Origin of the sequence: Pseudomonas sp. RA_15y_Pfl1_P11, assembly GCF_963970975.1 — a bacterium.
GTDB lineage: Bacteria > Pseudomonadota > Gammaproteobacteria > Pseudomonadales > Pseudomonadaceae > Aquipseudomonas > Aquipseudomonas tritici.
This window is the reverse complement of sequence record NZ_CAXAOY010000003.1, coordinates 261,903-286,680: the sequence shown is the minus strand read 5'-3', so window position 1 is coordinate 286,680 and position 24,778 is coordinate 261,903. Positions and strand designations below refer to the sequence as shown.

General features: G+C 60.3%; 26 protein-coding genes. 10 read left to right on the top strand and 16 right to left on the bottom strand.

What is annotated here, in order from left to right:
* Positions 1-6: 6 nt before the first annotated feature.
* The 10 genes from tadA to lptF all read right to left on the bottom strand — a co-directional run bounded on the left by tadA (position 7) and on the right by lptF (position 10,416).
* Positions 7-504, bottom strand: coding sequence for a tRNA adenosine(34) deaminase TadA (gene tadA, locus AACY44_RS05435; RefSeq protein ID WP_339417759.1), 498 nt, complete (start codon positions 502-504; stop codon positions 7-9).
* Complete coding sequence (locus tag AACY44_RS05430; protein WP_339493626.1) at positions 504-1,880, bottom strand: multicopper oxidase family protein; 1,377 nt, start codon at positions 1,878-1,880, stop codon at positions 504-506. The genes tadA and AACY44_RS05430 overlap by 1 nt, the downstream gene beginning before the upstream one ends.
* 152 nt (positions 1,881-2,032) lie before the next feature.
* Positions 2,033-2,776: a pyridoxine 5'-phosphate synthase gene (gene pdxJ / locus AACY44_RS05425; protein ID WP_339417757.1), complete on the bottom strand. Its 744-nt coding sequence runs from the start codon at positions 2,774-2,776 to the stop codon at positions 2,033-2,035.
* Positions 2,777-2,827: 51 nt separating this feature from the next.
* Positions 2,828-3,517: a DNA repair protein RecO gene (recO, locus tag AACY44_RS05420; RefSeq protein WP_339417755.1), complete on the bottom strand. Its 690-nt coding sequence runs from the start codon at positions 3,515-3,517 to the stop codon at positions 2,828-2,830.
* Positions 3,518-3,680: 163 nt separating this feature from the next.
* Positions 3,681-4,583 carry a GTPase Era gene (gene era / locus AACY44_RS05415; RefSeq protein ID WP_027604661.1) on the bottom strand — a complete coding sequence of 301 codons (903 nt, stop codon included), beginning with the start codon at positions 4,581-4,583 and terminating at the stop codon, positions 3,681-3,683.
* Positions 4,576-5,265, bottom strand: coding sequence for a ribonuclease III (gene rnc, locus AACY44_RS05410; protein WP_017136295.1), 690 nt, complete (start codon positions 5,263-5,265; stop codon positions 4,576-4,578). Before rnc ends, era begins: the two co-directional genes overlap by 8 nt.
* 152 nt (positions 5,266-5,417) lie before the next feature.
* Positions 5,418-6,269: a signal peptidase I gene (gene lepB / locus AACY44_RS05405; protein ID WP_339417752.1), complete on the bottom strand. Its 852-nt coding sequence runs from the start codon at positions 6,267-6,269 to the stop codon at positions 5,418-5,420.
* 5 nt (positions 6,270-6,274) lie between these two features.
* Complete coding sequence (lepA, locus tag AACY44_RS05400; protein ID WP_339417750.1) at positions 6,275-8,074, bottom strand: translation elongation factor 4; 1,800 nt, start codon at positions 8,072-8,074, stop codon at positions 6,275-6,277.
* A 151-nt stretch (positions 8,075-8,225) separates the two neighbouring features.
* Positions 8,226-9,305, bottom strand: a complete 1,080-nt coding sequence (gene lptG / locus AACY44_RS05395; RefSeq protein ID WP_339493629.1) for an LPS export ABC transporter permease LptG — start codon at positions 9,303-9,305, stop codon at positions 8,226-8,228.
* The gene (gene lptF / locus AACY44_RS05390) at positions 9,298-10,416 is read right to left on the bottom strand and encodes an LPS export ABC transporter permease LptF (protein ID WP_339417747.1); all 1,119 of its coding nucleotides are present in this window, start codon (positions 10,414-10,416) and stop codon (positions 9,298-9,300) included. The genes lptG and lptF overlap by 8 nt, the downstream gene beginning before the upstream one ends.
* 284 nt (positions 10,417-10,700) lie before the next feature.
* Here lptF and AACY44_RS05385 point away from each other — a divergent pair, with 284 nt between their 5' ends.
* From AACY44_RS05385 to rlmF, 6 genes are all read left to right on the top strand, one after another.
* Positions 10,701-12,191, top strand: a complete 1,491-nt coding sequence (locus AACY44_RS05385) for a leucyl aminopeptidase (protein WP_339417745.1) — start codon at positions 10,701-10,703, stop codon at positions 12,189-12,191.
* 51 nt (positions 12,192-12,242) lie between these two features.
* Positions 12,243-12,671, top strand: a complete 429-nt coding sequence (locus tag AACY44_RS05380) for a DNA polymerase III subunit chi (protein WP_339417743.1) — start codon at positions 12,243-12,245, stop codon at positions 12,669-12,671.
* A gap of 7 nt (positions 12,672-12,678) precedes the next feature.
* Positions 12,679-13,059, top strand: a complete 381-nt coding sequence (locus AACY44_RS05375; protein WP_339417741.1) for a DNA polymerase III subunit chi — start codon at positions 12,679-12,681, stop codon at positions 13,057-13,059.
* Positions 13,060-13,180: 121 nt separating this feature from the next.
* Positions 13,181-16,027 carry a valine--tRNA ligase gene (locus AACY44_RS05370; RefSeq protein ID WP_339427129.1) on the top strand — a complete coding sequence of 949 codons (2,847 nt, stop codon included), beginning with the start codon at positions 13,181-13,183 and terminating at the stop codon, positions 16,025-16,027.
* Positions 16,028-16,039: 12 nt separating this feature from the next.
* On the top strand, positions 16,040-16,195 hold the full coding sequence (locus AACY44_RS05365) for a hypothetical protein (protein ID WP_339435845.1): 156 nt from the start codon (positions 16,040-16,042) through the stop codon (positions 16,193-16,195).
* A gap of 36 nt (positions 16,196-16,231) precedes the next feature.
* Positions 16,232-17,251 carry a 23S rRNA (adenine(1618)-N(6))-methyltransferase RlmF gene (gene rlmF, locus AACY44_RS05360; protein WP_339417735.1) on the top strand — a complete coding sequence of 340 codons (1,020 nt, stop codon included), beginning with the start codon at positions 16,232-16,234 and terminating at the stop codon, positions 17,249-17,251.
* A 77-nt stretch (positions 17,252-17,328) separates the two neighbouring features.
* On the opposite strand, the gene AACY44_RS05355 is transcribed toward rlmF, so the two are convergent.
* The gene (locus AACY44_RS05355; protein ID WP_003212743.1) at positions 17,329-17,610 is read right to left on the bottom strand and encodes an HU family DNA-binding protein; all 282 of its coding nucleotides are present in this window, start codon (positions 17,608-17,610) and stop codon (positions 17,329-17,331) included.
* A 397-nt stretch (positions 17,611-18,007) separates the two neighbouring features.
* Between AACY44_RS05355 and yejK the strand changes: the two genes are divergently transcribed.
* Both yejK and AACY44_RS05345 read left to right on the top strand, forming a co-directional pair.
* Positions 18,008-19,012 (top strand): nucleoid-associated protein YejK, encoded by a 1,005-nt coding sequence (gene yejK / locus AACY44_RS05350; protein WP_049709838.1) that lies wholly within the window; start codon positions 18,008-18,010, stop codon positions 19,010-19,012.
* A complete protein-coding gene (locus AACY44_RS05345; RefSeq protein WP_339417734.1) occupies positions 19,012-19,362 on the top strand; it encodes a glutaredoxin family protein in 351 nt (116 codons plus the stop codon). Before yejK ends, AACY44_RS05345 begins: the two co-directional genes overlap by 1 nt.
* On the opposite strand, the gene AACY44_RS05340 is transcribed toward AACY44_RS05345, so the two are convergent.
* From AACY44_RS05340 to AACY44_RS05320, 5 genes are read right to left on the bottom strand one after another with little or no spacing between them, the layout of a single operon-like run.
* A complete protein-coding gene (locus AACY44_RS05340) occupies positions 19,363-20,340 on the bottom strand; it encodes a FecR family protein (protein ID WP_339417732.1) in 978 nt (325 codons plus the stop codon).
* Entirely contained in the window at positions 20,337-20,915 is a 579-nt protein-coding gene (locus AACY44_RS05335; RefSeq protein ID WP_339417860.1) for an RNA polymerase sigma factor, read from the bottom strand. The genes AACY44_RS05340 and AACY44_RS05335 overlap by 4 nt, the downstream gene beginning before the upstream one ends.
* A gap of 7 nt (positions 20,916-20,922) precedes the next feature.
* Positions 20,923-21,249, bottom strand: a complete 327-nt coding sequence (locus AACY44_RS05330; protein WP_339417729.1) for a DUF3325 domain-containing protein — start codon at positions 21,247-21,249, stop codon at positions 20,923-20,925.
* Complete coding sequence (locus AACY44_RS05325) at positions 21,250-22,824, bottom strand: PepSY-associated TM helix domain-containing protein (protein WP_339435844.1); 1,575 nt, start codon at positions 22,822-22,824, stop codon at positions 21,250-21,252. It lies immediately after the preceding gene.
* Positions 22,821-23,123 carry a DUF3649 domain-containing protein gene (locus AACY44_RS05320; protein ID WP_339417725.1) on the bottom strand — a complete coding sequence of 101 codons (303 nt, stop codon included), beginning with the start codon at positions 23,121-23,123 and terminating at the stop codon, positions 22,821-22,823. Before AACY44_RS05320 ends, AACY44_RS05325 begins: the two co-directional genes overlap by 4 nt.
* 170 nt (positions 23,124-23,293) lie before the next feature.
* On the opposite strand from AACY44_RS05320, the gene AACY44_RS05315 reads away from it, so the two are divergent.
* Complete coding sequence (locus AACY44_RS05315) at positions 23,294-23,782, top strand: sigma-70 family RNA polymerase sigma factor (RefSeq protein ID WP_339417724.1); 489 nt, start codon at positions 23,294-23,296, stop codon at positions 23,780-23,782.
* Positions 23,779-24,720 (top strand): FecR domain-containing protein, encoded by a 942-nt coding sequence (locus AACY44_RS05310; protein WP_339417723.1) that lies wholly within the window; start codon positions 23,779-23,781, stop codon positions 24,718-24,720. Before AACY44_RS05315 ends, AACY44_RS05310 begins: the two co-directional genes overlap by 4 nt.
* Positions 24,721-24,778: the final 58 nt, after the last annotated feature.

Genomic DNA, 24,778 nt, shown 5'->3' with positions numbered 1-24,778 from the left:
TAATCGTTAGAGTGTGGGCTTGGCCCGCCGGGCCTTGAAGAACTCACTCAGCACCGCCCCACACTCCTCAGCCAACACTCCCCCCTCAAACAACACCCGGTGATTCAGAAATCCCTGGGTAAAAAACTGCCCCTGGCTTTGCACAATCCCCGCCTTGGGCTCCAGCGCGCCATAGACCACCCGCGCAACACGCGAATGCACGATCAGGCCGGCGCACATGCTGCACGGCTCCAGCGTGACATACAGGGTGCTGCCGATCAGGCGGTAGTTGCTGATCGCTTGCGCGGCGGCGCGGATGGCGACCATTTCAGCATGCGCGCTGGGATCATTGCCGCTGATCGGGCAATTGAAGCCACGACCGATGATCTCGCCGTCTTGTACGAGCACTGCGCCGACGGGCACTTCGCCGAGTGCAGCGCCCTGGGCAGCAAGGGCCAGGGCTTCAAGCATGAAGTCCTGGTCGCGACTGCGGTCGATGATCGCCGGTGGGCGAAACTGGCGCATCACGCCACCTCGATGGCGGCCATCAGGCCGGTTTCCATGTGGTCGATCACATGGCAATGGAACATCCACACCCCCGGGTTATCCGCCACCAAGGCCACGCGGGCGCGTTCGTTTTTGCCCAACAAGTAGGTGTCGGTGAAGTACGGGATCACCTTGTGGCGGTTCGAGGCAATCACCTTGAAGCTCATGCCATGCAGGTGGATCGGATGCTGGTACTGGGTCATGTTCTTCAATTCGAAAATGTAGCTCTTGCCCTTTTCCAGCTTGGCAATCGGGCGGTCGGCACAGGTTTTGTCTGTGATGTCCCACGCCTTGCCGTTGATCTGCCACAGGCTTGGAGGCTTGCCATCATCGACTGAAACGCTGCCAACCCATTCGAAATTGAAGTTGAGCTTCTCGGCATTGGCCAGGTCCGGTTCGCTGATCGGGTTGGCGGGCAATGCGGGCGGCCACTCACTCGGTGCATCGGAGTTGGCCACCGAACGAAACGTACCGAGGCGCACCGGGCCGTTGCGGATCGACAGTTCTTCACCGGCAGGCGGTGCCTTGATCGCCAGGCAGATGCGCATGCCGGGGCCCAGCCAGTATTCCTTGCCCAGCGGGCGCGGCTCGATAGGGTTGCCGTCCAGCGCGTAGATCTGCGCGTCGACATCTGGAATATTGATGCGATAGGTCAAGGTGTTGTCGAGATTGAGCAGGCGCACGCGGGTGATCTGCCCGGCGGGCAGATCGATGACCGCCTGGGACACGCCATTGATCGTCGATAAACGCCCGGCGGTGCCGCCCCGCGCCGCTTCACGGGGGATGCTGAAGGCCACGAAAGCGCCCTCTTCGTCCACGTGCCAGTTTTTCAGGCTCAGGGTGCGCTCGTGTTTGAAACCGGTAGGCTCGCGCTCTTCAATGATCAGCGGGCCGACCAGGCCACGGCCCAGTTCTTCACTGCTGTTCACATGGGGGTGATACCAGTAGCTGCCCGCGTCCGGCACGCGGAATTTATAGTCGAAGTATTCACCGGGCAGTACCGGCAATTGCGAGACGTAGGGCACGCCGTCCATTTCCAGCGGCAGGCGGATGCCATGCCAGTGGATGGTGGTGGCGACTGGCAGATGGTTGATAAAGCGCACCCGCAACCACTCACCCTGGCGCACGCGCAACTCGGTGCCCGGCGCTGAGGGGCCGAATGCCCAGGCTTCGGTCTTGTGGCCCGGTACCAACTCCACGTCCAGGGGTGCTGCGATCAGTTCGTAATCGTGCCCAGCCTCAGCCTCGGCGACTTTCCCCAGCCAGTAGCGGTAGGCGCCACCGGCCCCCACGCCCACTACGGCCAGGCCTGCAAGGCCACCCAGGATTTGTCGACGGGAAAAGGATCGGGACACAACAACCTCACGTATCTGCCGCAAGCCCAGGGCCTGCAAAGGGCAGATACGATACACCTGCAACGGCTAAACAGTAAGGCTTCGCATTGCCGCATGGCTGAATTCACTGGCGCTCACACACGTCTGATATTCAGCGTTCTTTAGGCTGTGGCTTAAGTCCTGGCGGCGGCCAGGATCAGCGCTTTCATCTCGGCTACCGCGCCTTTGAAACCGACGAACAGCGCGTGCGCCACCAGTGCGTGGCCGATGTTCAGCTCATTGATGCCCTTGATCGCGGCCACGGCCTCGACGTTATGGTAGTGCAGACCGTGGCCGGCGTTGACGATCAGGCCTTCCTTGAGGCCGCAGTTCACACCGTCAATGATGCGTTGCAGTTCGTCGGCGACTTCGGTCGGTGTAGTAGCGTCGGCGTAACGGCCGGTGTGCAGCTCGATGGCCGGCGCACCGACACGGCGCGAGGCTTCGATCTGGCGCTCGTCGGCGTCGATGAACAGCGACACTTCACTGCCGATCTTCGACAAGCGCTCTACCGCAGCCTTGATCCTTGCCTCCTGGCCCGCCACGTCGAGGCCGCCTTCGGTGGTCAGTTCCTGACGGGTCTCCGGGACCAGGCAGATGTGCGCCGGGCGGATGCGCTCGGCGAACTGCATCATTTCTTCGGTGACGCCCATCTCGAAGTTCATGCGAGTTTGCAGCACGTCCTTGAGCACCAGCACGTCGCGCTCCTGGATGTGGCGGCGGTCTTCACGCAGGTGCACGGTGATGCCGTCGGCGCCCGCTTCTTCGGCGTCCAGCGCGGCCTTGACCGGGTCAGGGTAACGGGTGCCCCGGGCCTGGCGCAGGGTGGCGACGTGGTCGATGTTGACGCCAAGAAGAATGCGATTGCTGGTGGTCACGGAAGCGCTCCTGAATAGGGAAAGAAACGCTGCACAGCATACACGGGGTTGTCAGGGCTTTCGAAACAACTCGCGACTGACCAGCGGCCGCCCGCCCAGGTGCACAGCCAGCGCTTGGCGCATGAGGCGCTTGGCGGCGGACAAAGCACCCGGAGCGCTCCAATCGGCTTCGCTCATCGCCAGCAACTCGGTACCCTGGAACAGGCCAGGTTGCAGCAGGTACACGCGCTCAAGGCCGGCATCGACTTGCAGACGATACATACCGTCGGCGGCGATGGGGTCACCGTGCAGATCGTTGGCGAGTTCGAAGCCGTAGCCCAGGTCGTCAAGCAGGCGCCATTCAAAGGCGCGCAGCAGCGGCTCCAGCGGGCGGCCTTCGGCGAGGGCGAGCAAGGTGGCGGCGTAGTGATCGAAGACGCCAGGGTGTGGGTCTTCGGCGGGCAGTAGGCGGATCAGCAGTTCGTTGAGGTAGAGGCCGCTGAACAACGCATCACCGTTGAGCCAGGCCGACGTACCGACGCTCTCGAGCCGCCCAACGTTTTTCAACTCGCCCTTGCCGCGAAATTCCACGTCCAGCGCCACGAATGGCCTTGCCAGCGTGCCCGCCTTGCCTCGCGCGCTGCGCAATACCGCGCGCAGGCGACCGTGAGGCGTGAGAAAGTCCACCAAGGCGCTGGTCTCACGGTAGGCGCGGCTGTGCAGGACGTAGGCGAGTTGGCTGGGGGGCGGGGATTGGGACATGAGGTTCTCGCTGACAGAGCACGGCCTTGAAAACTACGACTATCCAATGTGGAGCGGGCTTGCTCGCGAATGCGTTATGTCAGTCGACTTATTAGTGACTGATCCACCGCTTTCGCGAGCAAGCCCGCTCCCACATTTTGTCCGGTGGTGTTCTCAGGCTTTGTTACAAGTCGCCGTAGCCCAACGAACGCAGCGCACGCTCATCATCAGACCAGCCACCCTTAACCTTCACCCACAGGTTGAGCATGATCTTGGAATCGAACAGCAACTCCATGTCCTTGCGCGCTTCTGTGCCGATGCGCTTGATGCGCTCGCCCTTGTCGCCAATGATGATTTTCTTCTGGCCGTCACGCTCGACCAAGATCAGCGCATGGATGTGCAAGGTCTTGCCCTGCTGCTTGAACTCTTCGATTTCGACGGTGATCTGGTACGGCAGCTCGGCCCCCATCTGGCGCATGATTTTCTCGCGGACCAGTTCGGCGGCGAGGAAACGGCTGCTGCGGTCGGTGATCTGGTCTTCCGGGAAGAAGTGCTCGTTCTCCGGCAGGTAGCCTGCTATCACGCGTTCCAGGGCTTCGAGGTTATGCCCGTGCTGGGCCGAGATCGGCATGATCTGGGCGTTTGGCAGTTGTTCCTGCAGCCAGCTCAGGTGCGGCATCAGTTCGGCTTTGTCTTCGATACGGTCGGTCTTGTTCAGCGCGACGATCAACGGGCCGGTCACGTATTGCACTCGCTCGAGAACCATCTGGTCTTCATCAGTCCACTTGGTGCGGTCGACCACGAAGATCACAACGTCGACGTCTTTCAACGCCGCCGAAGCGGTTTTGTTCATGTAGCGGTTAAGCGCTTTCTCGCCGCCTTTGTGCATGCCCGGGGTGTCGACGTAGACCGCTTGCACGCTGCCTTCGGTCTTGATGCCCAACATGTTGTGGCGAGTCGTCTGCGGCTTGCGCGAGGTGATCGCGAGCTTCTGGCCGAGGATGTGGTTGAGCAGCGTGGACTTGCCCACGTTGGGGCGGCCAACGATGGCAACATAGCCACAGCGTGTTGCGGTTGAATCAGTCATGGCCATTCTCCACGCCCAGGGCAATCAGTGCTGCAGCGGCCGCTACCTGTTCGGCAATACGACGGCTCACACCCTGACCTCGGCTTTTTTCATTCAGTAAGGTGATTTCACATTCCACGAAGAACACGCGGCAATGCGGCTCACCCTGGATATCCACCACTTCGTAACGTGGCAGTTCGCAACCACGGGACTGCAGGTATTCCTGCAAGCGGGTCTTGGGATCTTTGTTGGTGTCGACCAGCGTCAGGCTTTCGATTTCCGAGGCCAGCCAGGCGACCACGCGCTCCTTGGCCGTCTCCATACCTGCATCGAGGTAGATCGCACCGATCAACGCTTCCAGGGCATCTGCCAGGATCGACTCGCGACGGAAGCCACCGCTTTTCAATTCACCGGAGCCCAGTCGCAGGTATTCACCCAGGCCGAAACCACGGGCCAGCACGGCCAGGGTCTCGCCTTTCACAAGGCGTGCACGCAAGCGCGACAGCTGGCCTTCGCGCGCTTGAGGGAAACGTTCGAAGAGCGCCTCACCGGCGGCAAAGTTAAGGATGGCATCACCGAGGAATTCCAGGCGCTCGTTGTTGCGCCCAGCAAAGCTGCGGTGTGTGAGGGCAAGGACCATCAATTCCTGGTCCTTGAAGGTGTAGCCGAGCTGGCGCTCGAGACGACTTAAAGAAACGCTCACGGTTTACCCATATCTGTTTGGTGGCACCGGCGGCCATCGACGATTGACGCAGTGTTCAAATTCAAATCCTGGTTGGTGCTGCATGGGGCCGGGCAAATAATTGTCCCAGCCCCAGAAAAGCATTCGGCGCTGTGTTCACAGCGCCGCCTGTATTACTTGATCAGCCCGACCCGCGAGAAATTCGGCAGGTGGCTGAGTTTGGGTTCCGGCCAGCTCATCCAGACCGCAAAGGCCTTACCGACTATATTCTGGTCGGGAACCATGCCCAGCAGGTCCTTGGGAATGTTGGGATCATTCCAATAGCGGCTGTCATTGGAGTTGTCACGGTTGTCGCCCATCATGAAGTAGTGCCCGGCAGGCACTTTCCACTCACCGCCAGGCTGGCGGTAGCGCGACATTTCCTTGCGGATCTCATGCTCTACCGCGCCGAGTTTTTCCTGGTACAGCTCGGCGCTGCCCAGGGAACTTGGCTCGGAGCCGAGCAACTTCTCGGCCACCGACTCACCGTTGATCAACAGACGCTTGTCGCCCGTGTAGCGAATCACATCGCCCGGCAGGCCGATCACGCGCTTGATGTAGTTGACGCTCGGGTCGCTCGGGTAGCGGAACACCATCACATCGCCGCGCTGCGGGTCACCAATTTCGATGACCTTCTTGTCGATCACCGGCAGGCGAATCCCGTAGGCAAACTTGTTCACCAGAATGAAGTCGCCCACGTCCAGGGTAGGTTTCATCGACCCCGAAGGGATCTGAAACGGCTCCACCAGGAACGAACGCAGCACCAGCACGATGAACAACACCGGGAAGAACGACTTGCCGTATTCAACCAGCAAAGGCTCTTTGTTCAGCTTCTCGACCACCACGGCATCGGGCTGGCTGACGCTGCCCTGATACGAAGCGATAGCCGCCCGCCGACGCGGGGCGAAGAACACCAGATCAAGCAACGCCAGGAAGCCACAAACGGCAACGGCGATGACCAGCAACAGCGGGAAATTTAGTGACATAGGACCTAACTATCCAACCTGAGCACCGCAAGGAAGGCTTCTTGTGGAATTTCCACGTTGCCCACTTGCTTCATGCGTTTTTTACCGGCCTTTTGCTTCTCAAGCAGCTTGCGCTTACGGCTTACGTCACCGCCGTAGCATTTGGCCAGTACGTTCTTTCTGAGTGCCTTGACGGAGGTCCGTGCAATGATCTGCCCGCCGATGGCGGCCTGGATCGCGACGTCGAACATCTGGCGCGGAATCAGTTCTTTCATCTTCTCGGTCAACTGGCGACCTTTATAGTGCGCATTGTCCTTGTGCACGATCAGTGCCAGGGCATCGACCTTGTCGCCGTTGATCAACACATCCAGCTTCACCAGATTAGCCGACTGGTAACGGTCGAAATGATAATCCAGCGAAGCATAGCCGCGGCTGGTGGATTTGAGACGGTCGAAGAAGTCCAGCACCACTTCGTTCATCGGCAAATCATAGGTCACTTGCACCTGGGTACCGAGGAACAGCATGTCGTGCTGTACGCCACGCTTTTCGATACACAGGGTAATGACGTTGCCCAGGTGTTCCTGTGGCACAAGAATATTGGCGCGCACGATTGGTTCGCGCATGTCTTCGATGGAAGACAGGTCTGGAAGCTTCGACGGGTTATCGACGTAAATCGTTTCACCGGTTTTCAACGCCAGCTCAAAAATAACCGTCGGCGCGGTGGTGATCAGGTCCAGGTCGTATTCGCGCTCAAGGCGCTCCTGGATGATCTCCATGTGCAGCATGCCGAGGAAGCCGCAGCGGAAGCCGAAGCCCAGGGCGTCGGAGCTTTCCGGGGTGTACTGCAACGACGAGTCGTTGAGGGTCAGCTTTTGCAGGGCTTCGCGGAAGTCTTCGAAGTCGTCGGAGCTGACCGGGAACAGGCCGGCGTAGACCTGCGGCTGGATGCGCTTGAAACCCGGTAGCACATCGACGTCAGGGGTGGAGCTCAAGGTCAGGGTGTCACCGACCGGCGCACCGTGGATGTCCTTGATACCGGCGATGATGAAGCCCACTTCACCGGCTTTCAGGTCGACGGTGGCAGTGTGTTTCGGGTTGAACACACCGACGCTGTCCACCAGGTGGATCTTGCCGGTGGATTTGACCAGGATCTTGTCGCCTTTCTTCACACGGCCGTGGCGCACGCGCACCAGGGAGACAACGCCCAGGTAGTTGTCGAACCAGGAGTCGATGATCAACGCTTGCAGCGGATCTTCGTAGTTGCCGGTTGGCGCAGGAATGGTATTGACCAGGCGCTCAAGCACTTCGTCGACGCCCAGGCCGGTCTTGGCGCTGCACTCGACGGCGTCGGTGGCGTCAATACCAATGATTTTTTCGATTTCTTCTTTGACGCGGTCCGGATCGGCTTGCGGCAAGTCGATCTTGTTCAGCACCGGCATCACTTCCAGGCCTTGCTCGATGGCGGTGTAGCAGTTGGCTACGGACTGGGCTTCAACGCCCTGACCCGCGTCCACCACCAGCAATGCGCCTTCGCAGGCCGCCAGGGAACGGCTGACTTCATAGGTGAAGTCGACGTGGCCCGGGGTGTCAATGAAGTTCAGCTGGTACTTGATACCGTCTTTGGCGGTGTAGTACAGGGTGACACTGTGGGCCTTGATGGTGATCCCGCGCTCGCGTTCGAGGTCCATGGAATCCAGCACCTGGGCTTCCATTTCACGCTCGGCAAGGCCGCCGCACATCTGGATGAATCGATCGGCCAGCGTCGACTTACCATGGTCAATGTGGGCGATGATGGAGAAATTGCGGATATGACTCAAATCACTCACGGATCAACACTCAAAAAGGCTGCAGGCAGATTGCCCGCCGAAAAATAGCCGGGAATTGTACCTGATGCTCAGGCCAGGCGTCATCTTTGCTGACCAGAACAAAAATGCCCCGAACTCTGGACCGGGGCATTTTTTGTTCATAAGCGTGGTATCAACCGGCTCGACGCAGTAGCCAGAAGCCAGCCAAGGCACAGATGGCCGTGGGCACCAGCACCGCAAACAGCGGCGAGAAGCCGAACACCAGGCTCGACGGGCCTAGCAGGTCCTGGGCGATACGGAATGTGAAACCCACTAGTACGCCGGTAAACACACGCTGGCCCAGGGTTACGGAGCGTAGCGGACCAAAGATGAACGAGATCGCCATCAGCACCAGCGCAGCCGTCACCACCGGTTGCAACACCTTGACCCAAAATGCCAGCCAGTAACGACCGTTGTTCAGGCCCTGGTCCTTCAGATAGTGGATGTAACTCCAAAGCCCCGAGATCGGCAGGCTTTCCGGGATCATCACCACGGTATTGAGCAATTGCGGCTTGAGGGCGATGTCCCATTCTGCGCTTGGCACGTTGATCACTTCGGTGCTGGCCTTGGCACCTTGGCCGATATCGCGGAAATACGTGGTAGTGACATCGCTCAATTGCCACTTTTCATCACCGTACTGCGCACGTTTGGCGAAGCTTGACGACAGCAGATGGCGTTCTTTGTCAAAGTTGTAGCGGGTCACGCCAATCAACAGGCCGCCCGGTTGAACGGCATTGATGTGGATAAATTGATCACCCTGGCGGTGCCACAGACCGCGCTTGGAGCTTTGCGCATCGCCCGACCCCTGAGCCAAGGCACGATTAGCCTGGGCCGTGGATTCAGTCGGCGGCGCGACGTATTCACCGATCAGCACGCTGCACAGCATCAGCAGCAACATGGGCTTCATCACCGCCCAGACGATACGACCGATGGAAACCCCGGCCGCGCGCATGATGGTCAGTTCGCTGTTGCTGGCCAGGGTACCCAGGCCGATCAGACAGCCAATCAGCGCGGCCATCGGCATCATCTCGTAGAGACGACGCGGCGCGGTCAGCGCGACAAAGCTGAGCACATCCCACACGGTATAGGTGTCGCTGACGTTACCCACTTCATCGATGAAGGCGAACAACGACGCCAGGCCCAGGATGATGCCCAATACCGCCAGGATGGCGATCAGTACACTGCTACCGATGTAGCGATCGAGCTTAGCCACGAGCCAACTCCTTCTGGCCACGACGGCTCATCATTTTCAAACGTATGGGTTCCCAGTAGAGCAGGCCCAGGCCAATCACCAGGAAGATCCCGTGCACCCACCAAAGGCCCAGGGTCGGGGACAGCCTGCCCTTTTCCAGGGAACCGCGGGCGGAAATCAGGATGGTCAGGTAAGCCATGTACAGCAGGATCGCCGGCAGCAGCTTGAGAAAACGCCCCTGGCGCGGGTTGACGCGCGACAGCGGCACGGCCATCAAGGTCACGATGAACACTAGCAACGGCAGGGAGATGCGCCATTGCAGTTCGGCGATGGAACGCAGTTCCTTGCTGCCGAACAGCTCGGAGGTCGGGATGGCGTCACGGTCGGTAACTTCGTCGCTGATATCCGGACGCGCCAGCATCACGCCATAGGTGTCGTACTGGATTGCACGGTAATCGGCCATGCCGGGGCTACCGTCATAGCGATAGCCGTTTTCCAGGATCAGGTAGCGGCTGCCGTCCGGGCGCACTTCCTGACGCCCCGAATCGGCTACCAATATGGAAATACCACGGTCCTTCTTGTCCTGGCCCAGGCGCTTCTCGGAGATGAACACCCCGCCCAGGTTAGCGCGATCGTCGGTCAGGGTTTCGGTGTAGGTCACCCGAGAGCCGTCATTGAGCGCCTGAAAACGGCCTGGCTCGAGGGTATCGAACTCGGTCATCGCGTCTTGTTTGTTCAGCACCAACTGGAACTGCATGGCGCCCTGGGGAGCCAGGCTCAGGCTCAGCCAGGCGACGATCAGCGCGACGCCGGCGGCTGGGATCATGGTCATGCCCAGCAGGCGCTGCTGGCTCATGCCTGTGGCCGAGAGCACGGTCATTTCGCTTTCGAGGTATAGGCGGCCGTATGCCAGCAGGATCCCCAGGAACAGGCCCAACGGCAGGATCAGTTGCAGGAAGCCCGGCAGGCGAAAGCCCATAATCAGGAACAGCGAGCCTGGGTCCAGGGCGCCCGAAGCGGCTTGGGCCAGGTATTTGACGAAACGACCACTCATGATGATGACCAGCAATACCGCACTCACGGCACTCAGAGTCAACAGGACTTCGCGGGACAGATAACGGAAGACGATCAAACCAGACACTCCAGGGTTGTCAGGCTAAGGCGGCCAAACAAGCAAGCATACCGAGTCAGCCCCTTTACACAGGGCCGGCTAAAAAGATGGCGCATTATCCTGTGATTGACCGCGCCTGTCACTGCGCAACCTCATGCACGTGCACAAAGCTGGCGGCAAGGGTTGTCAGGCTCCGCCGGCGAGGTTCAAACTGCGGCCTTTGTCGCCGGCGGTTTACACAGCTGCCGGGTATTAAAGCCGGAGTACAGACTCCTGGCTAATAGACCTTTATAAGGGACCCGAAAATGGAATTGGTTGTAAAAAGCGTTAGCCCCGAAACGTTGAAAACCGCCACCCTCGTGGTCGCCATTGGCGAAGGCCGCAAACTCGGCGTTGCCGCCAAGCAACTCGACGAACTCAGCGGCGGCGCTATCAGCGCAGTGCTCAAGCGCGGCGACCTGGCCGGCAAAGTCGGCCAGAGCCTGCTGCTGCAGAGCCTGCCCAACCTCAAAGCCGAGCGTGTATTGCTGGTGGGCGTGGGCAAGGACGCCGAACTCGGCGACCGCCCTTTCCGCAAGATCATCAGCGCCATCCTCACCACCCTCAAGGGCCTGGGCGGCAGCGATGCAGCGCTGGCACTCGATGAAATCGTTGTAAAAGGCCGTGACAGCTACGGCAAGACCCGCCTGCTGGCTGAAACGTTGGTGGATGGCGGTTACTTCTTCGACCAGTTCAAGAGCCAGAAAGCCGAACCGCGTGCCCTGAAGAAAATCACCCTGCTGACCATCAAGGCGGCCCAGGCTGAAGTCGAGCGCGCCGTGACCCACGCGACAGCTATCGCCAATGGCATGTCGTTCACCCGCGACCTGGGTAACCTGCCGCCGAACATCTGCCACCCGACCTTCCTGGGCGAACAAGCCAAGGCACTGGGCAAAGAGTTCAAGGGCCTGAAAGTTGAAGTGCTGGATGAGAAAAAGATCAAGGAACTGGGCATGGGCTCGTTCTATGCCGTAGGCCAGGGCAGCGACCAGCCGCCACGCCTGATCGTGATGCAATACAACGGCGGCAAGAAGTCCGAGAAGCCTTACGCCCTGGTCGGCAAAGGCATCACCTTCGACACCGGCGGCATCAGCCTCAAGCCGGGCCAGGGCATGGACGAGATGAAGTACGACATGGGCGGCGCCGCGAGCGTGTTCGGTACCCTGCGTGCCGTGCTGGAACTCAAACTGCCGATCAACCTCGTATGCATCCTGGCCTGCGCCGAGAACATGCCAAGCGGCGGCGCGGCGCGCCCGGGCGATATCGTGACCACCATGAGCGGCCAGACCGTCGAAATCCTCAACACCGACGCCGAAGGCCGCCTGGTGCTGTGCGATGCCCTGACCTACGCCGAGCGCTTCAAGCCACAGGCCGTGATCGATATCGCCACCCTGACCGGCGCCTGCATCGTCGCGCTGGGCTCCCACACCTCGGGCCTGCTGGGCAACAACGACGAGCTGATCGAGCAACTGCTCAGCGCCGGCAAGGCTGCCGACGACCGCGCCTGGCAACTGCCGCTGTTCGATGAGTACCAGGAACAGCTGGACAGCCCGTTCGCCGACATCGCCAACATCGGCGGCCCGAAAGCCGGCACCATCACTGCTGCCTGCTTCCTGTCGCGCTTTGCCAAAAACTTCAACTGGGCCCACCTGGACATCGCCGGCACGGCCTGGACCAGCGGCGGCAAGGACAAGGGCGCCACTGGCCGTCCGGTGCCACTGCTGACCCAATACCTGTTGGATCGCGCCAAGGCCTGAAACTGACGATTCCGGGACGGCCATCACGCCGTCCCGGTCTCAGGAACCCCAATGACCCAAGTCGACTTCTATATATTGCCCAGCGCCGACCCGCTCGCGCGCCTGGACTTTGCCTGCAAACTCACCGAAAAAGCCTGGCGCTTGGGCCACCGTATTTACCTGCATTGCAGCGATGCTGCGCAGCGTGACGAGCTTGATGCCCGCCTATGGCGCTTCAAGGGCGAAAGCTTCGTGCCCCACGGCCCCGCCGAGTCTGAACCTGAAGGCTTGGTGGTGCTGGGCTTAGGCGACAACTGCGGCGCTCATCAGGACCTGCTGGTCAACCTGGACCTGAAAGTACCGCCCTTTGCCAAGGCGTTCGCCCGTGTGGCGGAAGTGGTGGTGGAAGATCCGGCTATTCGTCAGGCCGCGCGGGAGAGTTTCCGTTTCTACCGCGAACAGGGCTATCCTCTGCAAGATCACCGGTTACAACGACTTTGAGCACACGATGGACACTCCCAATTCTGTAAAAAAAGACGACCACCTGCTGGACGACCTTGAGTCGATCCGCCAGTTGCTGGGTGATGATGACTTGCAGCCGCCGCTGCTGACCGAGACGGTCAATGGCGAGGTCCAGATTCCGCTGTTATTCGACATGGTCGGTAATAAGCCCGCAGCCCCGGTAGCAGTCACTGCAGTAGCAGAACCCGCTCCCGCCGAAAAAGGGCCCGACGCCCTGCTGCTGCACCTGGATAAAGAACTGCGCGCCGCTGCGCAATTGATCATGCAAGACGTGATCGACGACTTTGCCCCGCATATCGAGACCGAGATAAAGCGTCGGTTGGATGCACGGATGGAGCGGCTGATCGCCGCAGCTACAAGCAATTAGCTACAAGCTGCAAGAGCAGTTGCCCCCAAGCTTGTAGCTCATAGCTTGTAGCTTGCAACTGCTCCCCCCCGTTATACTTGCCGGCTTTCCTGAATTAATGCCAACTAGGGTCCCGCCGCGCATGGATAAGACCTATCAGCCCCACGCTATCGAAACTTCCTGGTACAACACCTGGGAGTCCGAGAACTATTTCGCCCCACAAGGTGCGGGCGACTCGTACACCATCATGATTCCGCCACCGAACGTCACTGGCAGCCTGCACATGGGCCATGGCTTCAACAATGCGATCATGGATGCGTTAATCCGTTTCCGCCGCATGCAGGGCCGCAATACCCTGTGGCAGCCAGGCACCGACCACGCCGGTATCGCCACGCAGATGCTGGTGGAACGCCAACTCGAAGCGACCGGCCAGAGCCGTCACGACCTGGGTCGCGAGAAATTCCTGGAAAAGATCTGGGAATGGAAAGACCAGTCCGGCGGCAACATCAGCCGTCAGATCCGCCGCCTGGGCTCGTCCGTCGACTGGAGCCGCGAGCGCTTCACCATGGACGATGGCCTGTCGGAATCCGTGAAAGAAGCCTTCGTGCGCCTGCATGAAGACGGCCTGATCTACCGCGGCAAGCGCCTGGTCAACTGGGACACCAAGTTGCACACGGCGATTTCCGACCTCGAAGTGGAAAACCACGACGAGAAAGGCTTCCTGTGGAACCTCAAGTACCCACTGGCCGACGGCGCCAAGACCGCTGAAGGCAATGACTACCTGATCGTCGCCACCACCCGTCCGGAAACCATGCTCGGCGACGCCGCCGTAGCGGTTAACCCGAACGATGAACGCTACCAGGCGCTGATCGGCAAGTTCGTCGAGCTGCCTTTGGTTGGCCGTCGCATCCCGATCATCGCGGACGACTACTGCGACCCTGAATTCGGCACCGGCTGCGTGAAAATCACCCCAGCCCACGACTTCAACGACTACGAAGTCGGCAAGCGTCACAACCTGGCGCTGCTGAACATCTTCGACAAGAATGCCGCCGTACTGCCGGCCTGCCAGGTGTTCAACCTGGACGGCACGCTGAACGAGAGCATCGACGGCAAGATCCCGGCCGAATACGTCGGCCTCGACCGCTTCGAAGCGCGCAAGCAGATCGTTGCCGCCTTCGACGCCGTCGGTTTGCTGGTGAGCGTTGACGACCACGGCCTGAAAGTGCCGAAGGGCGACCGTTCCGGCACCGTGATCGAACCGTGGCTGACCGACCAGTGGTACGTGTCCACCAAGCCGCTGGCCGAGCCTGCGATTGCCGCAGTGGAAGATGGCCGAATCCAGTTCGTGCCGAAACAGTACGAAAACATGTACTTCTCGTGGATGCGTGACATCCAGGATTGGTGCATCAGCCGTCAGCTGTGGTGGGGCCATCGCATTCCGGCCTGGTACGACGAATCAGGCAAGGTCTACGTAGGCCGCGACGAAGCCGAAGTGCGTGCCAAGCACACCCTCGGCCCGGACGTTGCGCTGCAACAAGACAACGACGTACTGGATACCTGGTTCAGCTCGGGCCTGTGGACGTTCTCTACCCTGGGCTGGCCGCAGCAGACCGAATTCCTGAAGAAATTCCACTCCACCGACGTGCTGGTTACCGGTTTCGACATCATTTTCTTCTGGGTTGCCCGGATGATCATGCTGACCATGCATTTGGTGAAGAACGAAGACGGCACGCCGCAAGTACCGTTCAAAACCGTGTACGTGCACGGCCTGGTGCGTGATGGCCAGGGCCAGAAGATGTCCAAGTCCAAGGGCAACGTCCTGGACCCGCTGGACATCATCGACGGCATCGACCTGGAAACCTTGGTGCAGAAACGCACCTCGGGCCTGATGCAGCCGAAACTGGCGAAGAAGATCGAGAAGCAGACCCGCGACGAGTTCGCCGACGGCATCGCCAGCTACGGCACCGACGCCCTGCGCTTCACCTTCTGCTCGTTGGCGTCTACCGGTCGCGACATCAAGTTCGACATGGGCCGTGTCGAGGGCTATCGCAACTTCTGCAACAAGATCTGGAACGCGGCGCGCTACGTGCTGGACAAAGGCGAAGACTGCGGCCAGAACGGCGAAGAGGTCGAACTGTCCCTGGCTGACCGCTGGATCATTTCGCAACTGCAACGCACCGAAACCGAAGTGACCCGCCAACTCGACCAGTTCCGTTTCGACCTCGCCGCACAGGCCTTGTACGAGTTCATCTGGAACCAGTATTGCGACTGGTACCTGGAACTGTCCAAGCCCGTGCTGTGGGACGAAAACGCACCTGTCGAACGCCAGCGCGGCACCCGTCGCACCCTGGTGCGCGTGCTGGAAGTGGCGTTGCGCCTGGCGCATCCGTTCATGCCGTTCATCACCGAAGAAATCTGGCAGCGCCTCGCGCCGCTGGCCGGTATCGAAGGCAAGACCATCATGCTGCAGCCTTGGCCGGTGGCCAACGAAGCGCGTATCGATGAGGCGGCCGAAAGCGATATCGAATGGCTCAAGACGTTGATGATGGGCACACGTAACATCCGTGCCGAGATGAACATCGGGCCGGGCAAGCCACTGGCAGTGTTTGTGAAGAACGCCAGCGCTGAGGATCAGCGTCGTCTTACTGAGAACGATGCACTGCTCAAGAAGCTGGCGAAGCTGGAGTCGATCACTGTATTGGCTGCGGGCGAAGAAGCACCGCTGTCCGCCACCGCTCTGGTGGGCGACATGGAAGTGCTGGTGCCGATGGCTGGCCTGATCGACAAGGGCGCTGAACTGGCCCGCCTCGACAAAGAAATCCTGCGCCTGCAAGGCGAAGTGCAGCGGGTGGGCGGCAAGCTGTCCAACGCGGCGTTCGTCGACAAGGCGCCGGCTGAAGTGATCGAAAAAGAACGCGCCAAGCTGGCAGAGGCTGAACAGGCCTTGGGTAAGCTGGCGGAGCAACATGCGCGGATTTCCAGCCTGTAAGGTGTGAACCGCGTGAAAAAAGAGACCTTCGGGTCTCTTTTTTTTGCTTTTTGTGGGAGCTGGCTTGCCTGCGATGCAGGCAACTCGGTGTACCTGCAAGAGAGCGTTGATGCCATCGCAGGCAAGCCAGCTCCCACATTTGACCGAGATCACCTCAAGAATGTGTGACAATGCCCACCACTTTGAGCCAACACCAGAATCATCATGACCCCCCCCAGCACGCCAAAACCTCCGCGCAAGAAGCCTAAAACCGCAGTCACGGCCAAGCCCGTCGTGCCGCGCAAAGAGGCCACCCTGCACCCGCGCAACCGTCACACGGGCCGTTACGACTTCCCTGCGCTGATCAAAACCACGCCGGAACTGGCGCAGTTCGTGATCCTCAACCCCTACGGCAAGGAAAGCATCGACTTCGCCAGCCCGGATGCGGTGCGGGTGTTCAACCGGGCACTGCTGAAGGCTTTTTATGGCATCCAGCACTGGGACATCCCGGCGGATTACCTGTGCCCACCGGTGCCGGGACGTGCAGACTACGTACACTTCCTCGCCGACCTGCTGGCCAGCGTCAACGACGGCAAGATCCCGCGTGGTTCAATCGTCAAGGTGCTGGACATCGGCATGGGCGCCAATTGCGTCTACCCGTTGATTGGCTACATGGAGTACCGCTGGAACTTCCTGGGCTCGGAGGTCGACCCTACCGCCGTGGCCGCGGCAAAGGCCATCGTGCAGTCCAATGACCTGAGCAAAGTCATCCAGTTGCGCCTGCAGGCTAACCCTAAGCAGATCCTGCTGGGCTTGCTGGAACCGGGTGAGCGCTTTGACCTGACCATGTGCAACCCGCCATTCCACGCGTCCATGGACGAAGCCACCAAGGGCAGCGAACGCAAGTGGCGAGCCTTGGGCAAGGCTGACCCGAAACGCAAGTTGCCGGTGCTGAACTTCGGCGGCCAATCGGCCGAGTTGTGGTGTGAAGGCGGTGAAGCACGCTTCGTGACCCAGTTGATCGCCGAGAGCGCGCACTTTGCCCACAAGGTGTTGTGGTTCAGCACTCTGGTGTCAAAAGCGTCGAACTTGCCCGCCATCGAGACTGCGCTGAAAAAAGCCGGCGTGCTGGAAAGCCAAGTGGTGGAAATGTCTCAGGGGCAGAAGCAAAGCCGCTTTGTGGCCTGGACCTTCCAGACCAAGAACGAACAGCAGATCTGGCGCCAGCGCTGGGTACGCGACTAGCCCTTCATCACAGTAGAATCGCAGGCAACAAAAAACCGTGCCCGGATCGCTCCGGAGCACGGTTTTTTTGCTGCGTCTTACTTGTTAACAGCGTCGGTCAGGCCTTTGGCCACAACCAGCTTGATAACTTTCTTGGCAGCGATTTCGATGGCAGCGCCAGTCGAAGGGTTACGGCCAGTACGGGCAGGACGCTCGGTCACTTTCAGTTTGCCAACGCCTGGCAGAGTGATTTCGCCGCCGTTTTCCAGCTGATCAGCAACGATCTGGCTCAGTTGGTCCAGCAGAGCGCGCACGGTGGTCTTCGGTGCGTCTACTGCTTCAGCCAGGTCAGCGATCAGTTGGTCTTTAGTAATAGCCATTGTGGTGTTCCTTCCCTATCAAATTCATATGGATTGCAGAGTGCAGTGTCAGCCGTCGAGCCCGACCGTCACGGCCTGGCACCCCCGGCTATAACCACGGAGATCGGGGTTATAGATGCTTGAAACGGGGATTGGTTCGACCTGACAGATGCTGAATGCACGCTTATCGCCGAGACTTGGCGTAAGACGGGGCAAAACTAGCACAGAGACGGGGAAATATCCGCCTCTACCTACCCATTTGGTCAGCTTTATCGCTCTAAACCGTGAAAAAAAGGTATAGGAACCGTCGGAGGGTACGCATAACCGCCTTCGAAGCACGTCTTACCCAATGGGTGCGGTACACTGGGCGACTTTTTGGGGAGGGCGCACCGCTCCCCTTCAACCAGCCGAGAAGCCTATGCCGATCCGTCATTGCATCGTCCACCTGATCGACAAAAAACCCGACGGCACACCTGCAGTTCTTCACGCCCGTGACTCGGAGTTGTCCGAATCCGCTGCCATCGAGAACATGCTTGCCGACCTTAACGAGAGCTATAACGCCAAACAAGGCAAGGCTTGGGGCTTCTTCCATGCCGAGTCCGGCGCGCACCCGTTCAGCGGCTGGTTGAAGGAATATTTCGACGGCGGCCAGGATTTCACCACGTTCAGCCGCACTGCCGTCGAGCACCTGCAGAAGTTGATGGAAGAGTCCAACCTCTCCGTCGGTGGTCACGTGCTGTTTGCCCACTACCAACAAGGCATGACCGACTACCTGGCCATCGCCCTGCTGCACCACAGCGAAGGCGTGGCGGTGAATGATGAGCTGGACGTGACCCCTTCTCGTCACCTGGACCTCGGCCAACTGCACCTGGCGGCACGCATCAACGTCTCCGAGTGGCAGAACAACAAGCAGTCCAAGCAATACATTTCCTTTATCAAAGGCAAGAACGGCAAGAAAGTCTCGGAGTACTTCCGCGACTTTATCGGCTGCCAGGAAGGCGTCGACGGCCCGGGCGAGACCCGCACGCTGCTCAAGGCCTTCAGCGACTTCGTCGAAAGCGAGGACCTGCCGGACGAATCCGCTCGCGAAAAAACCAAGACCCTGGTGGATTACGCCAGCAGCCAGGCCAAGCTCGGCGAGCCGATGGGCCTGGAGGAACTCTCGGGGCTGATCGATGAAGATCGGCCAAAAGCGTTCTACGACCATATCCGCAACAAGGACTACGGCCTGTCGCCAGAGATCCCGGCTGACAAACGCACCCTCAACCAGTTCCGTCGCTTCACCGGCCGCGCCGAAGGCTTATCGATCAGCTTTGAAGCGCACTTGCTGGGCGACAAGATTGAGTACGACGAAGCCGCCGGGACCTTGATCATCAAGGGCTTGCCGACCCAACTGACCGACCAGCTCAAGCGCCGTAACTGATGCTCGGCGGTGTTTTCAAGAAAGTCCTGCTGGTGTTGCTGGTCGTGGTGGTGATCCAGAACTGGGGCAAGATCGAGCGGGTGTTCAACCCATCGCAGGTGGTACCAGAGCAGACCCGCGCCTCGGCGCGCGTGGTGCTCTATTCCACCGAGTGGTGTGGTTACTGCAAGCAGATCCGCCGGTTCCTGGACCAGAAGGGCATTGCGTACCAAGCGTTTGATATCGAGAAAAACCCCCAGGCGCGCAAGGCGTATAAGGCGTTGGGTGGCGGTGGGATTCCGTTCGTGGATGTAAATGGCACGCTGATCCGCGATTACAGCCCCGAGAAGATCATGGCTGCGCTGAAGTAATCAGCGCACCACGATCATCCGCCCCAATACCGTGTGCTGCTCAAAGCCAAGCACAGCCTGCAACGCATTCAACACCGCCTGCGGGTCTTTGCTCGGGAAGCTGCCGCTGACCCGTTTGGCGCCCGCCTCTTCGTTGAGCAACAGAATGCGTCCAGGATAGTAGCGCCCCAAGTCATTGATCACATCGGCCAGCGGCGCGTTGTAGTAGTTGAGCCAGCCGTCACGCCAAGCCAGGCGTGATTCGCTGTCGACCGCATGCAGAGGGTCGGCGACACCGTCGGCGTAGGTCACTTGCTGGCCTGCCGTAAGAATTTGCTGCGGGCCCTGCTTGGACGGTATGACGCCAACGCGCCCGGACAACACGGTTACCTCAGCCCCCTCCGGTTGCAGGCGCACTTCAAACTGCGTACCCAACACCCGCGCTTCACCGCTGCCCGCCTCCACCACAAAGGATTGCCCGGTGTGAGTTACGCTGAAAAACCCGGCACCGCGACGCAACTGGATATGCCGCTCACCCTGGCTGAAATCCACGGCAATGGCACTGTCGGCATCGAGGGTGATTTGGGACTTGTCGGCCAGCGTGAAGGTTCTGACCTCCCCCGGCGCCGTCACGTAGTCGGCGCCGAAGTCATCGACCCAGCGCGACGGCTGCCAACCGGCGCCCATCGACACCATCAACACCAGACAGGCGGCCATTGCCAACGCGCCAGACCAACGCACAACCCGTGAGCGCTTCGAGGTGTTCATCGCATTGAGATAACCCTGCAAGGCCATGGCCTCTTCATCCGCCAGTTTGCGTGCCGGCACTTCGCTCACCTCCCACAGCACCTGTGCCTGTGCATAGGCCTCGACGTGCGCGGGATCGGCGCGCAGCCAGTGGCTGAACGTGGCCTGGTCGCCGCTGCTGGGTTGGTCATGCAACAGGCTCAGCCAAGCCAGTGCGGCCTGCTCCTGCGCGGGCGTGGGGGTGACGTTCACGGTGCTTTCCCTGGCGTGCGTGGGGGCGATGGTTCGCGAAGGCTGGCTTTGCAGGCTTCGAGGGCACGCATCATATGTTTTTCCACGGCACTTTGGGACAGGCCCATGGCCTTGGCGATCTCCGCGTATTTGCGGCCGTGAATGCGGTTGAGCAGGAAAATCTGCCGCGTGCGTTCGGGCAAGCTGCGCAAGGCGGCTTCGACGTGGCGCAAATCATTGCCGGCTTCCAGCGCTGCCTGCGGCTCGCAACCCTGATTGTCCTGCTGCTCGGGCAGCCAGCCTTCGCTGCTGCGCACCCGCGCGCTTTCGCTGCGCAGGTGGTCGATGGCAATATTGCCGGCGCAGCGCAACAGGTAGGTGCTGAGTTCTTCGACCTGCACCAATGGCCTGCGCCAGAAGCGCAGGAACAGGTCCTGCACCAGGTCGGCCGCCGTGGCGCGACATCCCACACGGCGGTTCACCAAGGCCTCCATCTGCGAACGCTGGGACAAAAACACCTGCAGGAAATGCGCACGTCCACCTACCGCGTCAGCGTGCGGGCTGTCCTGGGACTCGGGTGGGGTGCTGATCATCAGGCTGAACTCAAAGAGTGGCAAAGGCCGCAACAGGGCTGGCGAGCAGGCCGACGCCCGCCAGGATCAAGGCCAGCCTTGGCCGATACGGCAACAACAGCACCAGCAACAGCGCACTGAGCATCAATACCGCGCACCATTGCACAAGGCCCTGGCCCCAACCCGCGATATTCACGGCGGGCCAGATCGACACCGTCAGCAGCACCCACCCGGCCACACGCAGGGCCAGCCGACGACGGGGCGATGGCTTGCTGTGCAGCAGTTCGCCGTGATGTCGGTCGGTAGACAAGCACAATGCGGTGAACCCCCCGTAGCACATCAGCAGTGCGAGCAGCATTCAGTTCGCCTCCCGCTTGAGCGTCAACCGGCGTGCGCGTTCAGGCTTGGAGGCAGGCACCATACGCTGCTGCATTTTCCAGGCGGCCCAGGCCAGGAACACGCCGCTGGCCAGGCAAGTCAAGTCGAAGCCGGCCATGGCCCAGTCGCCCGTTGCCAGGGAAACGCCCAGGTGATGGGAGGTCGTGAGCGCATTGAGCAGTGGAATGGCGATAAACAGCAGCGCGCCAGCGCTCAACTGTTCGATCCACCCCTGGCGACCGCGGCGCAGCATGGCGTGCACCAGGCTCAGGCCCCAGACGATAAAGAAGGTTTGCACTTCCCAGTCGGAACGCTCGGCGAAGCTCACCGGCAACAAACGGTTGGCCCAGAAAAACGCCGCGATGGCGATCATCAGTCCGGACATACTGGCGATGTTCAGCACTTCCACCAGGCGCAATTCAAACGGCATCACCGCGCTTTTAGCGTGCTTGAGCTGGCGTTTGCCAAGCCAGATCACCAGCCCGGTGCCAATCATCGCCGTGCCCGCCAGACCACAGATAAAGTACAACCAGCGCAGTACCGGGCCGGCGAAATGGCCCATGTGCAGGCCATAAAAACTGCCGCCGATCACGGCGGGCAGTGACTGCTCACCACTGACCCGCAACAGCTCGCCCGTGTTGCCGTTAAAGGACACCGTGCTGCCGAAATCATGCACCACGCTGTCAGAGCCGGCGCGAAACACATTGACCGAAGCGTTCACATCACTGGGGTTATTCACCGCCACACGCCCGACATGTCCACCCGCCCACTGCTCACGCGCCTGTTCGTACATCGGCACCAGCGGCTTCAACTGCCCAGGTTGCCCGAGCGCCGGTGCATTGTTTGTCGCCGGGAACACCTCACTGAAGAAGGCGCGGGTGTCGTTGCCATACGAGGCCAGGATCGGTGCCGGCATCACCAGGCTCATGAAAATCACCAAGCTGCTGTAGGTGATCATCAGGTGAAATGGCAGCACTAACACACCCACCGCGTTGTGCCCGTCGAGCCAGGAACGCTGGCCTTTGCGGGGGCGGAAAGTGAAGAAGTCCTTGAAGATTTTCTTGTGGGTGATGATCCCGGTGATCAGTGCAACAAACATCACCATCGCGGCAATGGTCGACAGCCAGCGGCCCCAGGGATGCGGCATTTGCAGCTGGAAGTGAAAGCGATAGAAGAACTCGCCCCCCATGCTTTCACGGGCCTGCACTGCCTGGCCGGTGACGGGGTCGAGGGTTTTCTGGATAAAGTTGCCACGCTTGCCGGGGTCGACTTTGTCTTGCCACATTACCGACAGGCTGGGGTCGCGGCTGTCCGGCAGGGTGATAAACCAGCGGGCAGCGGTCGGCGCGACGTGCTGCAGATAGGTTTGAGCGACGTTCAGGCTACGCGCATCGTCCAAGGGACGAGCCTGCACTTCGGGCTGCATCCAGTGGCTGATTTCGTCTTTGAAATACGCCAACGTGCCTGTCAGAAAAATCGCAAACAACAGCCAGCCGAAGATCAATCCAGCCCACGTGTGCAACCAGGCCATGGCCTGTCGAAAGCCCTCTTTCATGTGCGCGCCATCCAAAAGCCCACGCCCGCCAGCGTGGCAAATGCTGCGCTCGGCAGCATCACGCCGAACCAGGCGCGTATGGCGCTGCGGCAGGCGAAACACCAGAGCACGGCCAGCAGATAGAACACGAATGAACTCATCATCCCGGTGATCACAGCGTCGGCACGCGACGTGGGCATCCACAGCGCGAGGCAGATGCTGGCCAGTGAAGCCATCAGGTAACCGCCCACCACAGCAGCCAGTACGCGCGAGGTCACAGCGAGACGATAGGAGACAGGCAGCGAGGTTTTGCTTTTCATGCGAGAGGCGCCAGGTTCATCAGCACGCGATATTAATGATAAATATTCTCATAAGCAAAAGAGAACGGATGAAACACCTGTGCAGATGGATTGCCGAAGCCCGCCATGCGCTCTACAATGCGAACAATTCTTGTTCTCTAAAGCATGCCGATGCTTGCGGAGCGTTCCCGTTGAGCCCGTCCACTACCGTCGAAGTTTTGTACAACGACCATCACCACTGGCTCACCGGCTGGTTGCGACGCAAACTCGGCTGCCCGGAAAGTGCCGCCGACCTGGCTCAGGACACGTTCATCCGCGTGCTCACCGCGCGGGAAACGCCAACGCTGATCGAACCCCGCGCGTTCCTCACCACTGTCGCCAAGCGCGTGCTGTTCAACTTCTACCGTCGCCAAGACCTGGAACGCGCCTATCTCGATGCCTTGGCGCAAATGCCCGAACACGTTGCACCGTCGGAAGAAGAACGCGCGATCATTCTGCAAACCCTGGTTGAACTGGACCAACTGCTCGACGGCCTGCCCACGCAGGTCAAGCGTGCCTTCCTGCTGGCCCAACTGGATGGCCTGACCTACGCGCAAATCGGCGCTGAGTTGGGCATTTCCATCGCCACTGTTAAACGCCACTTGAGCAAAGCGGCGATGCGCTGCTACTTCGCCCTATGAATTTTTCCACGCACGTCGCCGAACAAGCCGTGCATTGGCTGATGGAAATGCAGCAAGGCGCCCTCAATCCACGCCAGCAAGCCGCCTGGCAGCAATGGTTGAACGCCCACAGCGAACACCAGCGCGCGTGGGACCACATGCAGCGTGTCAACCAGCGCCTGCGCGGCATGCCGCTGCCCCTGGCCCACGCGGCACTGAACGCACCCACCTCCACCAGCCGACGCCAGGCCCTGAAGCTGCTGCTGATACTCGGCGCAGGCTCGGCCGCCGCCTGGAGCCTGTGCCAGCAACCTATATTGCCGCCGCTGAGCGCCGACTACCGCAGCCCCGTCGGCCAGCGCCGTAAGGTACAACTGGCGGATGGCAGCCAATTGCAGCTCAATACCGCCAGTGCGGTGGATGTGCATTTCGACGGCCAGCAACGCCTGATCCGCTTGCTCGAAGGCGAGATCCTGCTGACCGGCGCCGCAGGCAATACGCCGCTGCAGGTGCTGACCGGCCAGGGCCTGCTCAGCAGCCAGGCGGCGCGTTTGAACGTGCGTCAGTTCAGCGATCACACTCAACTGTCGGTGTTCGAGGGGCGCGTCGACGTCATGCCCAATACCTATAGCGGCCTGCCGCTGACAGTCCAGGCTTCGCATCAGGTCAATTTCACGCGCAAAGGCTGGGACACCCCGCGCCCTACCGACGCCAACAGCGGCGCCTGGGCCGACGGCATGCTGGTCGCGTCTCACATGCGCCTGGAAGATTTCCTCGCCGAACTCGGCCGTTATCGCCGTGGCCAGGTTAATTGCGACCCACAGGTGGCCAATCTGCTGATCTCCGGCAGCTATCCACTGGACAACAGCGAACGCATTCTCGACCTGCTGGAAGTGAGCCTGCCGGTCAACGTTCGGCGGTTTACCCGCTACTGGGTGACCGTCCAGGCCCGCGCCTGAACTTTTTCTTAAAAACGATGAGCCGTTTTCCACACCTCGCGTGACAGAGAAGGAAAGC